Source organism: Pedococcus sp. NPDC057267 (assembly GCF_042668795.1).
Lineage (GTDB): Bacteria > Actinomycetota > Actinomycetes > Actinomycetales > Dermatophilaceae > Pedococcus.
Genome location: NZ_JBHUYG010000047.1, coordinates 1 through 12,166 on the forward strand (window position 1 = coordinate 1; position 12,166 = coordinate 12,166).

At 74.2% G+C, this 12,166-nt stretch carries 13 protein-coding genes and 1 tRNA gene; 3 read left to right on the plus strand and 11 right to left on the minus strand.

The window, feature by feature from the left end; all coding sequences use genetic code 11:
* Window positions 1-57: 57 nt before the first annotated feature.
* Window positions 58-1,518, minus strand: coding sequence for an RNB domain-containing ribonuclease (locus tag ACFUC1_RS11530; RefSeq protein WP_379119796.1), 1,461 nt, complete (start codon window positions 1,516-1,518; stop codon window positions 58-60).
* 86 nt (window positions 1,519-1,604) lie between these two features.
* Between ACFUC1_RS11530 and ACFUC1_RS11535 the strand changes: the two genes are divergently transcribed.
* Together ACFUC1_RS11535 and ACFUC1_RS11540 are read left to right on the plus strand one after the other, a co-directional pair.
* Window positions 1,605-2,351 (plus strand): YaaA family protein, encoded by a 747-nt coding sequence (locus ACFUC1_RS11535; RefSeq protein ID WP_379119798.1) that lies wholly within the window; start codon window positions 1,605-1,607, stop codon window positions 2,349-2,351.
* A complete protein-coding gene (locus tag ACFUC1_RS11540; RefSeq protein WP_379119800.1) occupies window positions 2,348-3,442 on the plus strand; it encodes an SLC13 family permease in 1,095 nt (364 codons plus the stop codon). Before ACFUC1_RS11535 ends, ACFUC1_RS11540 begins: the two co-directional genes overlap by 4 nt.
* A gap of 16 nt (window positions 3,443-3,458) precedes the next feature.
* Here ACFUC1_RS11540 and ACFUC1_RS11545 read toward each other — a convergent pair whose 3' ends face one another.
* From ACFUC1_RS11545 to ACFUC1_RS11590, 10 genes are all read right to left on the minus strand, one after another.
* Window positions 3,459-4,658: an O-succinylhomoserine sulfhydrylase gene (locus ACFUC1_RS11545; protein WP_379119802.1), complete on the minus strand. Its 1,200-nt coding sequence runs from the start codon at window positions 4,656-4,658 to the stop codon at window positions 3,459-3,461.
* The gene (locus ACFUC1_RS11550) at window positions 4,655-5,068 is read right to left on the minus strand and encodes a rhodanese-like domain-containing protein (RefSeq protein ID WP_379119804.1); all 414 of its coding nucleotides are present in this window, start codon (window positions 5,066-5,068) and stop codon (window positions 4,655-4,657) included. The genes ACFUC1_RS11545 and ACFUC1_RS11550 overlap by 4 nt, the downstream gene beginning before the upstream one ends.
* A gap of 92 nt (window positions 5,069-5,160) precedes the next feature.
* Complete coding sequence (locus tag ACFUC1_RS11555; protein WP_379119806.1) at window positions 5,161-6,300, minus strand: bifunctional RNase H/acid phosphatase; 1,140 nt, start codon at window positions 6,298-6,300, stop codon at window positions 5,161-5,163.
* Between the two features lie 5 nt (window positions 6,301-6,305).
* Window positions 6,306-7,109: a zinc ribbon domain-containing protein gene (locus tag ACFUC1_RS11560; RefSeq protein WP_379119808.1), complete on the minus strand. Its 804-nt coding sequence runs from the start codon at window positions 7,107-7,109 to the stop codon at window positions 6,306-6,308.
* Window positions 7,043-7,915, minus strand: a complete 873-nt coding sequence (locus ACFUC1_RS11565; RefSeq protein WP_379119810.1) for a Nif3-like dinuclear metal center hexameric protein — start codon at window positions 7,913-7,915, stop codon at window positions 7,043-7,045. Before ACFUC1_RS11565 ends, ACFUC1_RS11560 begins: the two co-directional genes overlap by 67 nt.
* A gap of 1 nt (window position 7,916) precedes the next feature.
* Window positions 7,917-7,989 (minus strand) — tRNA-Val (locus tag ACFUC1_RS11570).
* A gap of 43 nt (window positions 7,990-8,032) precedes the next feature.
* Window positions 8,033-8,500: a peroxiredoxin gene (locus ACFUC1_RS11575; protein WP_379119812.1), complete on the minus strand. Its 468-nt coding sequence runs from the start codon at window positions 8,498-8,500 to the stop codon at window positions 8,033-8,035.
* Between the two features lie 22 nt (window positions 8,501-8,522).
* The gene (locus tag ACFUC1_RS11580; RefSeq protein WP_379119814.1) at window positions 8,523-8,948 is read right to left on the minus strand and encodes a DUF3052 domain-containing protein; all 426 of its coding nucleotides are present in this window, start codon (window positions 8,946-8,948) and stop codon (window positions 8,523-8,525) included.
* Between the two features lie 164 nt (window positions 8,949-9,112).
* Window positions 9,113-10,546: a PH domain-containing protein gene (locus ACFUC1_RS11585; RefSeq protein WP_379119816.1), complete on the minus strand. Its 1,434-nt coding sequence runs from the start codon at window positions 10,544-10,546 to the stop codon at window positions 9,113-9,115.
* A gap of 62 nt (window positions 10,547-10,608) precedes the next feature.
* The gene (locus tag ACFUC1_RS11590) at window positions 10,609-11,130 is read right to left on the minus strand and encodes a PH domain-containing protein (RefSeq protein WP_379119818.1); all 522 of its coding nucleotides are present in this window, start codon (window positions 11,128-11,130) and stop codon (window positions 10,609-10,611) included.
* 67 nt (window positions 11,131-11,197) lie between these two features.
* On the opposite strand from ACFUC1_RS11590, the gene fdhD reads away from it, so the two are divergent.
* The gene (gene fdhD, locus ACFUC1_RS11595) at window positions 11,198-12,037 is read left to right on the plus strand and encodes a formate dehydrogenase accessory sulfurtransferase FdhD (protein ID WP_379119820.1); all 840 of its coding nucleotides are present in this window, start codon (window positions 11,198-11,200) and stop codon (window positions 12,035-12,037) included.
* Window positions 12,038-12,166: the final 129 nt, after the last annotated feature.

The following is a 12,166-nucleotide window of genomic DNA, read 5'->3' on the forward strand; positions in this document are numbered from 1 at the left end:
GTCCAGAACTGCCGTTTCGTGCCAGCAACTGCCGTGTGGCGGAAGGAAGGCGCGGGGTCAGGCGGGGGCGACGACCTCGAACCGGGTCACGCCGGTCGCGACGGTGGCCTCGACGAGCCGCACGGTGACCCAGGTCCCTAGCTCGGCCGTCCCGGACGCGCGGCCGAGCACCGCCGGCTCGTCGATCTGGATCTGCACGTGCCCGTTGTCGCGCTCGTCGACCACCATGGCCCGGAACTCCTGCCCGACCCGGTCGGCCAGGGCCGCCGCCTCGACCGCGTCGGCGCACGACCGCTCCACACCGGCGGCCACCTTGTCGCTCGCGGCCATCACCTCCGGCAGCCCGGGCAGCGCGTCGCGCACCCAGCCCGGCACCTCCCGGCCCTGCGAGACCGCCTCGCACACCACGAGCCCGAACCGGTCCACCAGCCGGCGCAGGGGCGCCGTGACGTGGGCGTATGCCGCGGCCACCGCCGCGTGCTCGGTCTCGGCCGGAGTCTCACCGTCGAACGGCGTGTAGCCCGCGCCGCGGAACAGCGCCGTCGCCTCGTGGATGAGGGCCAGGTGCCTGGGGTTGTCGCGGTCCAGCGTGCGCAGGAACTCCCCGTACGCCGTCCCCTCCTGCCACTCGACGCCGAGCGCCCGCGCGGCGTGGCGGAAGCGCCGCACCGCCCGCTCGTCCGGTGCCGGCATCGTCCGCAGGATCCCGACCTTCGCCCCCAGCATCAGCTCGGCCCCGGCCATGCCGGTCATGAGCGAGATCTGTGCGTTCCAGTCCTCGACCTCCAGCGGCGGACGGAACCCGAGCCGGAAGTGGCCCTGCTCGTCCTCCCTGACCTCCTGCTCGGGCATGGGCAGGCTGGCCCCGCCACGCTTGCGCTCCAGCTCGATGCGCAGCAGCCCGACCTCGTTGAGCAGCTGCAGCCGCTCGTCGGCCGAGCCGTCGTCGAGCGCGGCCTGCACGCCCGCGTAGTCGAGCCGGTCGGTGCTGCGCACCAGGGCACGGCGCACCTCCACCGCCGTGCACTCCCCCACCGCGTCGAGCCGCAGGTCCCACACGAACGCAGGACGCACCTGGCCCGGCAGCAGGCTGGCCGCGGACTCGCTGAGCACCGGCGGGTGCAGGGGCGTCCGCTCGTCGGGCGCGTACACGGTCTGTCCGCGACGCCGCGCCTCCGTGTCGACGGCTCCCCCGGCGGCGACGAACGCGGGGACGTCGGCGATGGCGTACCGCACCCGGAAGCCGTCGCCGTCGCGCTCGAGGTGCATCGCCTGGTCGAGGTCCATCGAGCCCGTGGGGTCGATGGTCAGGTACGGCACGTCCGTCTCGTCCCGGTCCGGAAGGGTCGGCGCTGACGCCGCGCGCTCGGCCTCGGCGAGCACCGCGGGCGGGAAGGACTCGGGCACGCCGTTCTCCGCCCGGATGGCGGCGAAGCGCTGCTGGAGCGCTGCGGTCGCCGGGACCTGGGTGTCCGTGGGGTGCTCGGGGGCCTGGACCGTGATCCTGCGCAGGGGCATGGGCCCAACGTAGCCACCGGGCGCGCTCCCCACCGGTCGGTGGACCGGTCGAGCGGCGTCGTGCAGCCGCACCTAGGCTGTCGCGAGTGCTGATCCTGCTCCCCCCGTCGGAGTCCAAGACCGGCCGCACCCGCGGCAACGCGGTGGACCACGAACGGCTCTCCTTCCCCGGTCTCACCGACACCCGCAAGGCCGTCGCCGAGGCCCTCGCCGACGTCAGCGGCCGCCCCGACGCCGCCGCGGCCCTGGGCGTGAGCCCGAACCTCACCGAGGACATCGCCCGCAACCTCGTCCTGCACACCGCGCCGGCGCTGCCCGCCTCGCGGGTCTACAGCGGCGTGCTCTACGACGCGCTCGCGTACGCCACCCTCGACCCCGCCGCCCGCCGACGCGCCAACCGCCGGCTGGTCGTCGTGTCCGCGCTCTACGGTGCGGTCCGCCCGACGGACTCCGTTGCGCCGTACCGGCTCTCGATGGCCGTCAACCTCCCCGGGCTCGGCCCGCTCGCCTCCGTCTGGAAGCCCGTGCTCGCTGGTCCCCTCACCGAGGCAGCCGGCCGCGGGCTCGTCGTCGACTGCCGCTCGAGCACGTATGCCGCCGCGTGGACGCCCACGGGCGCGCTCGCCGAGCGCTGGGTGCAGGTCAAGGTCCCGGGGGCGACCCACATGGCCAAGCACACCCGCGGACTCGTCGCCCGCGCGCTGTGCGAGGCGGGGGCGGACCCCAGGCGGGTGACGGCCCTGCCCGACGTGCTGGCCGACCGGTTCGACGTGCGGCTGCACGAGCCTTCCGGCTCCGGCCGCCCGTGGGTGCTCGAGGCGACGGCCCCGTGAGCACCGACCTCGCCGACCTCGCCGCCCGAATCGGCCCGGTCCTCGTCTTCTTCGTCGCCATCACGGTCGTGGCCGAGATCGCCGACACCGCAGGCGTGTTCGACGTCGCAGGCCACTGGACCGCGCGCGCGGGCCGGCACCGGACGCTCGTGCTCTGGCTGCTGTTCGTGGTCCTCGCCGTCGTCTGCACCGTCGTGCTGTCGCTGGACACGACAGCCGTCCTGCTGACCCCCGTGGGGCTCGCCGTGGCCGCCCAGCTGGGGGTGTCACCGGTGCCGTTCGCCCTCACCACGCTGTGGCTCGCCAACACCGCGTCGATGCTGCTGCCGGTCTCGAACCTGACGAACCTGCTGGCGCTGCACCGGTTCGAGGAGCTCGGGAAGAGCCACGGCGACTACGTCCGCCTCGCTGCCGCCCCCGCAGCCGCCGCCGTCGTGGGGACGGTCGTCGTGCTGTGGCTGCTGCACCGCCGCGACCTGTCCGGCCGGTACGACCTGGAGGCGCCTGCCGAGCCGCACGACACGGTCCTGCTGCGCATCTCGGCCGCGGTCTGCCTGGCCATCGGGCCGCTCTTCGCCGTGGGGCTCTCACCCGCGTGGGTGTCGAGCGGGGCCGCGCTGGTGCTGCTGGTCGCCGTGGCCTTCCGCTCCCCGGCGACGCTGCGCCACCTCAGCGTCCCGTGGCAGATGGCCGTCGGGGTGGCGGTGCTGTTCGTCGTGGTCGACGTGGCCCTCGGCCACGGCCTGCGCTCGGTGCTGCGGGACGTCGCGGGCAGCGGTACCGGCGACGGAGCCCTGCTGCGGGTCGGCGCCGTCGGTGCGGCCGGGGCCAACGTGGTCAACAACCTGCCGGCCTACGCGGCGCTCGAGGCGGTCACGGCCGACCACCCGACCCGGCTGATGGCGCTGCTCGTCGGCGTCAACGTCGGGCCGCTCGTCACGCCCTGGGCCTCGCTGGCGACGCTGCTGTGGGCCCAGCGGTGCCGGGCGCGCGGGGTCCGGATCAACGCGGGCAGGCTCGCCGTCCAGGGCCTGGCGTGCGCCGTCCTGTCCGGCGGCCTCGCCCTCGGGGCCCTCGTCCTCGTCCGCTGACGAGGACGCAGGCGCGTCAGCCGAGGGCGTCCAGCGCGGCCGTGAGGTCCTCGACGAGGTCCTGCGGGTCCTCCAGGCCGACCGAGATGCGTACCGTGCCGTCCGTGATGCCCACCGCGGCCCGCGCCTCGGGCGCCAGCCGCCGGTGGGTGGTCGTGGCCGGGTGCGTGACCATCGACTTGGCGTCGCCGAGGTTGTTGCTGATGTCGACGATGCGCAGGGCGTTCATCAGGGCGAACGCCTCGTCCTTGCCGCCGTCGAGCTGGAACGTCACGACCGTGCCGCCACCGAGCATCTGCCGCCGGGCGAGCTCGTGCTGGGGGTGTGACTCCAGCCACGGGTAGAGCACCCCGGTCACCCGCCGGTGGGCCTCCAGGGCCCGGGCCACGGTGAGCGCGTTCGAGGCCTGCTTCTCGACGCGCAGCCTGAGCGTCTCCAGGCCCTTGAGCAGCACCCAGGCGTTGAACGGCGACATCGCCGGGCCCGTGTGGCGCATGAGGTTCTTCACCGGTCCGTCGACGAACTCGGTGCTGCCGAGGACCGCCCCGCCGAGCGTGCGGCCCTGCCCGTCGATGTGCTTGGTCGCCGAGTACACGACGACGTCGGCGCCGTGCTCGAGCGGCTTGGAGAAGACCGGCGTGCCGAAGACGTTGTCGACGACGACCTGCGCCCCGGCCGCGTGGGCCAGGTCGGACACCGCTCGCATGTCGACGAGCTCCTGCATCGGGTTGCTCGGCGTCTCGAAGAACACCGCCTGCGTGGGCACCGACAGCGCCTCGCGCCACTGCTCGAGGTCGGGGCCGTCGACGAACACCGTCTCGACGCCCCAGCGCGGCAGGATCTCGTCCAGGATGACGAAGCACGACCCGAACAGGCCGCGCGAGGCGACGACGCGGTCGCCCTTGCCGAGCAGCGCGGCCAGCGCGACGAAGACCGCGGACATGCCGGACGCCGTCGCGAAGCACGCCGGTGCACCCTCGAGCTGGGCCAGCCGCTGTTCGAACATCGCGACCGTCGGGTTGCCGTAGCGGCTGTAGATGAAGTGCTCGACCTCGTCCTTGAACGCCGCCTCGGCCTGCTCGGCGCTCTGGTACACGAAGCCCGAGGTGAGGAACAGCGCCTCCGCGGTCTCGTCGAAGTTGCTGCGGGCCAGCCCTCCTCGCACCGCGATGGTGTCGGGCCGGAACCCGTTTCCGTCCACGGGCTGCCCGCTCATGCCTGCCGCCAGGGCAGCTCGGAGTTCTTCCACCCCGACACGGCGCGGTGCCCGTGCTCGTCCGGCGGTCCCTCGAAGCCTTCGAGGATGTTGTACGCCGGACCCAGCCCGGCCTCGGTCGCCGCCTTCGCCGCCGCGACCGAGCGGACCCCGGAACGGCACAGGAAGTACAGCGGCGCACCGTCCGGGAGGCCTGCGTCCTGCAGCTGGTCGACGAAGTCACCGTTCACCGCGCCGTCGGGGAACCGCTGCCACTCCACGCACACGACCCGCTTGCCGATCGGGCTCAGGTCGGGCAGCCCGACGTAGCTCCACTCGGCGGTGGTGCGGACGTCGACGAGGACGGCGTCCTCGTCCGCCGCCAGTGCGGCATACGCGTCCCGGGGGGTGACGTCTCCGGCGTAGCTCATGCTCCCAGCCTAGGAGAACCCGCCACATGCCGAGACGCGCGGGTCACGTGCTGGACGCCGACCGGGTGGGCGTCCAGGGGCGCGGGGACGTGCTACGTCCGGTTGGTGAAGGCCACCGAGACCGTGCCGTCCGGCCACACCTCGAGCGCGGTGAGCGATCCCGGCGCCGCCGCCAGCCGCCACACCTTGTCGTGCGGGATGCCGAGCACCTCCGCGAGCACCACCATGATCGGCTTGCGGTGGCACACCACGACGGTGGTGCCGCCCGCGTCGACGACGCGCCGGAACGCGGCCAGGACCCGGACCTCGAGCTGCTCGTGGGACTCCCCGCCAGGGCGTGCGTATGCCGGGTCGACGCGGAGCGCGGCCAGGTCGTCCGCCGCGTCGCGGGCCAGGTCGTGCACGCTGGCGCCGTCCCAGTCGCCGAAGTCCTGCTCGTCCCAGTCGTCGTCCACCTCGGGGGCGACGCCCAGCGCCTCGGCGACCGCGGCTCCGGTCTGGACCGCGCGCGCCAGCGAGGACGTCACGACGCGGGCGGGGGCGCCGGCCAGGAGGTGTGCGACGGCGCGAGCGGCGCGCGCCGCCTGGCTGCGGCCGGTCTCGTTGAGCGAGGGGTCGCTGCCGCCGCGTCCGTCCAGGCGAGCCTGGGCCGTGAAGTCGGTGAACCCGTGGCGCACGAGCACCACCCGCGTCACGTCGCCGCCGTGGGGCGGTGCGGTTGCCGGCTCCGGGTCGACGACCTCCTCGACCAGCTCCTCGACGACCTGGTGGGAGTCGGGGCTGTCCCCCGCGTGCAGCATGCGGTCGATGGTCCGGCCGTCCATGCCGTCGTTCGAGAGGGCGTCCGCGGCCTTGTTCCGCTCGCGCGGCATCCAGGAGAACGAGACGGACCCACCGCCGCGGCTGAGCTCGGCACAGAGGTCGCGGGCCTGCAGGGCCAGGCGGCGCATGTCCTCGTGCTTGATCTTCCAACGCCCGGCCATCTGCTCGATGACCAGCTTGGAGTCCATCCGGACCTCGACGTCGGCGCCCCGGTCGATGCGCAGCGCCGCCCCGAGCCCGGCGATCAGGCCGGAGTACTCGGCGACGTTGTTCGACGCCTTGCCGAGCGGTGCCGCGCCCTCCCAGAGGACGGCACCGGTCGAGGCGTCACGGACGAGGGCGCCCCAGCCCGCGACCCCGGGGTTGCCCCGGGAGCCGCCGTCGGCCTCGACGACGAGCGCGCGACCCACGGCGCTCAGATGCCGGACTCGGCGGTGCGCACGAGGATGCGCCGGCACTCCTCGCACCGCAGCACCTCGTCGGCAGGGGCCGCCTTGATGCGGTTCATGTCGACGTTGTTGAGCTCGAGCTGGCAGCCACCGCAGCGACGCTGGCGCAGCGGCGCCGCCGCCAGGCCGCCGCTCTGGGCGCGGATCTTGTCGTAGAGGGCGACCAGGTCGGCGCCCACTCCGGCGACGACGTCGGCGCGCGGCGCGGCCACCTCGCGCTCCTGCCGCTCGAGGTCGGCCAGGGCCTCGTCCCGGGCCGCCACGGCCTGCTCGAGCTCGCCGGCCAGGACCGCCTGCTGCTGCTCGAGCTGGGTGACGGCGGACTGGGCGTCCTCGGCCCGCTCCATCACCTCGAGCTCGACGTCCTCGAGCTCGGACTGGCGGCGGGCGAGCGACTGGAGCTCGTGCTGGAGCGCGGTGAGGTCCTTGGCCGAGCCGGTCCCCGAGTCCAGGCGCGCCTGGTCGCGGGCCGCACGGTCGCGGACGAGCTGGACGTCGGCCTCGGCCTTGGCCACCTCGCGCTGGATGTCACCGAGCTCGGTGCGCGCGCGGACGAGGAGCGAGTCGAGCGCCTCCGCCTTCTCCTCCAGGGCCCGCACCTGGGCCAGCTGCGGGAGCGTCTTGCGGGAGTGGGCGATCTGGTCGAGCCGGGTGTCGATCGCCTGCAGGTCGAGCAGTCGCCACTGGCGGGACGGGTCGGCGTTCAGGACGTGCCTCCGAGATCTGGTGGTGCGCCGGGCGCAGGGGTGGCTCCGACGACGAAGTCCCACGGGTCGGTGCGCAGGGTGGAGATGTGGGTGTCCACTGTAGATGGCGGCCACCCGGCGTCGGCAAGCGCGGCGACGAGGCGCTCCGCCGCCCCCGCCAGCCACAGCGACTCGGTCGCCCAGTGGCCGGCGTCGAGGAGGTACGGAGTGCCCCCGCGTGCCTCCTCGCGGGCCTCCAGGGCGGGGTGGTGGCGCAGGTCGGCGGTGACGTAGACGTCGGCGCCGCTGGCCCGGACCGCGTCGAACAGGTCGTCACCCGCACCGCCCATCACGGCCACGCGACGCACCGAGGCGTCGGCCGGCCCGGCGACCCGGATCCCCCCGGCCGCGTGGGGCAGCGCGGCGTGGAGGCGCTCGGCGAGCTCGGCGAGGCGCAGCGGTTCGGGAAGCGTGCCCACCCGCCCGAGCCCCTGCCCCTCGACCACCGTCAGCGGCCCGAGGTCCCTGAGGCCGCAGGCCTGCGCCAGCGCGTCGTTCACGCCGGGGTCGGCCACATCGGCGTTGGTGTGGGCCACCCAGAGAGCGATGTCGTGCACGACCAGCGCGGTGACGCTCGCGCCCTTGGCGCTGGTCGTGGCGACGCTGTGGACCCCGCGCAGCAGCAGCGGGTGGTGCGTCACGAGGAGGTCGGCGCCCAGCGCGCGGGCCTCCTCGATGACCGCCATGGTGGGGTCGACGGCGAAGTGGACCCGGGCGACCGGCTGGGCCGGGTCGCCGGCCACGAGCCCGACGCGGTCCCACGACTGGGCGGTCCCGGGCGGGTAGAGGGCCTCGAGGACGCCGACGACGTCGGCGAGGGTGAGCTGCACGTGGGCCCGGCCGGGGTCGAACCGACGACATCCACGGTGTAAACGTGGCGCTCTGCCAGCTGAGCTACAGGCCCCCGACCCGTTGCGGGTCAGCGGTGAGGCTAGCAGCGACCGCGACTAACGGAGGTCCGCCAGGGCGGCGTGGTAGCCGGAGAAGTCGCGGGCCTCGCCGATCTCGTTGACCAGCGACCAGCGGATGACGCCCTCGCGGTCGACGAGGAACGTGCCGCGCACCGCGGCGCCCGCCTTCTCGTTGAGGACACCGAACGACTCGGCCACGGCGCCGTGCGGCCAGTAGTCCGACAGCAGGGGGAAGAAGTAGCCCTCCTTGTCGGCCCAGGCGCGCTGGCTGAACATGTGGTCGCACGAGATCGCGAGCACCTGGACGTCGTCGCCGACGAACGCGCCGAGGTTGTCGCGGATCTCGCACAGCTCGCCGGTGCAGATACCGGAGAAGGCGAACGGGTAGAACACGATGACGACGTTCTTCTGCCCGCGGAACTCCGAGAGCGTGACGTCCTGGCCGTTCTGGTCCTTGAGCGTGAAATCCGGGGCGCTGTCGCCCACGGCGAGGGGTGCGGTCATGGCAGGAAGTCTGCCAGCGGACTCAGCGTCGCACCGATTTGGGGGCGACCAGCCGGGTGGCGGTCCAGTCCTCGCAGGCGTTGATCGCGCCGGAGGTGTGCAGGCCGGCCGTCGTCGCGGCCTCCTCGAGGTCGCTCGCGTCGACGTGACCGGGCCGCCCGGCCTTGGGAGTCAGGACGATGATCGACCCGCCCTCGGCGAGGTTGGTGAGGCCGTCGACGACCGCGTCGACGAGGTCGCCGTCGTCCCGGCGCCACCAGATGAGCACGGCGTCGGCGACGTCGCCGTAGTCCTCGTCCTCGAGCTCGGTGCCCGTGAGGTCCTCGATGGCGAACCGGAAGTCGTCGTCGACGTCGGAGTCGTAGCCGAACTCCTGCACGACCTGCCCCGCAGTGAGGCCGAGTCGGCCCACCGACGGCTGTTGCGCCGGACGAGCTGGCGTGCTCACACCCTTCTCCACTTCCCTCTGCGGACCGGTTGCGGGACAGTCCACCGCGCCGGGACCCGATATGCAACCGAGTCAGCCGAAGATGCCGCCGATTCCCAGCCGTCGGACTGCCCCGGACGGGCGGTCCAACCCACCGACAACCGCCCCGGCGGCGTCGTGGCTGGTCACGGGACCGCCCGCACCGCGAGCCGCCGTGCCGCGCCCGAGCGGGCGGACTGCTCGTCGAGCAGCCGGTGGGCCTCTTCGACGTCGAGGTGCTCGACGACGGGGCGGACCGGTCCCGGGGTCGAGACCAGGGACACCGTGGCCACCCCCTGGTGACGTTGCAGGGGGCCCTGGGTGACCCGCATCGACTGGATCCGTGCGTGCGGGACCACCTGTGCGGTGCGGTGCAGCCGACCGCGGCGCAGCACCAGGCAGTCCGGCAGGGCGGCATACCCCAGGCGGCGCCAGCCGAGCGGGTCGAGCCTCGCCGCGCGGCGGCTCGCCGTGACGAAGCCCGTCGTGGCGCCGATGCCCTCCAGCGCGCCCACCGCGACGTCTCCCGGTATGCCGGGCCGCAGCAGCTCGAGGACGCCGAGGGCCTCGGCCCGGGTGCCGACGGGGAGCACGACCGTCTCGGTGTCCTCCTCGCGGCTGCCGCCCACGCCCGCGACGTTGACCCGGATGCGCCACCACCCCAGGGGTCGCCACGGCAGCGGCTGGTGCAGCTCGACCGCCTGGACGCGGTGGAGCGGCACCGTCGTCGTCCGGAGGTCGGTGAGGCCGTGCCGGACGCGGAGCCGGTCGCCCTGCTGGTGCAGCTCGAAGTTCGCCTCGCGGGTGAGCCGCTTGAGCAACGAGCCGCCGATGCCGAGCGTCGTCGGGCCGAGCCACGCGACCATCCCGCCGGCACCGAGGGCGAGCGAGGTGAGCAGGGCGGGCACCGCGAGCAGGAAGGTCAGCGCGGGCCCGGTGTAGAGGAGCGACTGCACGATGCGGGCGTTGGGCACGGTCAGGACGCGGGTGGCCTCGGTGACCGGGGAGGCCTGGAGCCCCTCACCACCTGCTGCCGCGGGCTGCTCACCCACCCCGATGTCCACGACGGTCGTGGTGGCCACCTCGTCGCTGTGCCGGGCCAGCTCGACGAGCCGCTCGCGCACCGCCCGCGCCGTCGGGTCCCCCAGGAACGCGAGCTTGAGGTTGGCGTCGCGGCCACCGGCCGACTGGACGACGACCTCGGACAGGCCGACGAGGCGGGCGAGGAGGGGCCGCCCCACGTCGACCGCCTGGATCCGGTCGAACCGGACCTGCCGGTGCTGGCGGAACAGCACGCCCGTCCGCAGCTCGATCAGCGTGCCGCCCACCCGGTAGCGCGAGAACCGCCACGACACCCAGGCCCCCAGCACGATGAGCACGAGGACGACGAGCACCGCGACCGCCGCCCAGCCCAGGTGGCCCCCGGTCGGGTCCTCGCGGTCGGCGCCGAACAGCGTGTCGAGCTGCTGGGACAGGACGTACGCGACCACGGCGACGGACGCGATCCCGCCGCGCAGCAGGGGAGACAGCGGGTGCAGGTGCTGCCAGCCGGCATCCTCGTCGGCCCCGGCACGGGCCACGTCCGGGACCGTCGCAGGCACCCCGACCGGAAGCGGGCCGTCCTCGGCGGGACCGGGCTGCGTCACAGGCCCGCCCGCTGCGACTCGCCCCGCGCCGCCAGCCGCTCGCGCAGTCCCTCCGCCAGCTCGGTGGGCAGGCCGGGGATCGACCCGCCGCTCGCCGGGGAGGCCGTGTGCAGCTCGATGGTCGCCAGGCCGAGGCGTCGCTGCAGCGGTCCCGACTGCAGGTCGACGAACTGCAGCCGGCCGTAGGGCACGCTGACCAGGCTGCGGAAGAGCCGCCCCCTGCGGATGACGAGCTCCTCCGGTCCCTCCGCCCAGCTGATCGCCGGGACCTGCCGGCGCACCACCCACAGCCCGCAGGCCAGGGCACAAAGCACCGCCGCCACCGCGAGCCAGGCCCACGGCGTGACGAGGGCGGCCAGGACCACGGCGCCCGCCAGCGGCAGGGCCGCGACCGCGAGCAGCAGCACCGCCCGCGCCACCACGAGCCGCGGCGAGACCGGCTGCCACGGCACGGCGCCGTCCTCGCGCAGCCTCACTGCGAGGGGTTCCGGGGCGGGGGCGGCCGGCTCGTCGCTCACGGTCCCAACCTATCCGCGGCGGGTCGCGTCCCGAGCCCCTCCCGGCCACCCGGCATACAGTCGTCGCATGGGACGGGTGACGCAGCGGGCGCCGAGCACGCGCGTGGAGGTCCTCGAGGACGGTGGAGTGCGCACCACGTCGCGCCCCGACAGCCTCGCCGTCGAGGAGCCGCTGGAGATCCGCGTGGCCGGGCGCCCGGTCACGGTCACGATGCGCACCCCGGGCGACGACTTCGACCTGACGCTCGGCAACCTGCTGACCGAGGGCGTCGTGACCAAGGCCGTGGAGGTGGCGCAGCTCATGCACTGCCTCGACGAGGACGAGTCCGGCTCCCCCACCTACAACGTCGTCGACGTGACCCTCGCCGCCGGAGTCGTCCCGGACCTCGACCGCACCGCCCGCTCCGGCTACCAGTCCAGCGCGTGCGGGGTGTGCGGCAAGACCAGTGTCGACGCCATCACCGCGACGAGCCCGTATGCCGTGGCCGACGACCCGGTGCGCCTGTCGCCGGCCGTGGTGGCCGGCCTGCCCGACCGGCTGCGCGAGCGGCAGAAGGTCTTCGACCGCACGGGCGGCCTGCACGCCGCGGGGATCTTCACGACCGGGGGCGAGCCCCTGGTCGTCCGCGAGGACGTCGGGCGGCACAACGCCGTCGACAAGGTCGTGGGCTGGGCGGGTCGCGAGGGCCTGCTGCCGCTGGCCGGGCACGTCCTCGTGGTCAGCGGGCGGGCGAGCTTCGAGCTCGTGCAGAAGGCCGTCATGGCCGGCATCCCCGCGCTCGTGGCGGTGTCGGCACCGTCGTCGCTGGCGGTGCAGCTCGCCACCGAGTCGGGCCTCACGCTCGTCGGCTTCACCCGCCCGCCGCGCATGACCGTCTACGCCGGCGGGTACCGCTTGGGCCTCTGACCGGGGAGGACGCCGGCCGCCAGCCGCTCCGCATACCGGTCAGTAGGCACGGCCGGTTGTGACGTGCGCCTCGTCGGGGTGGAAGATGGACGCAGGGCCGCAGGCACCCCCGCGGCCGCAGCGCGAGAA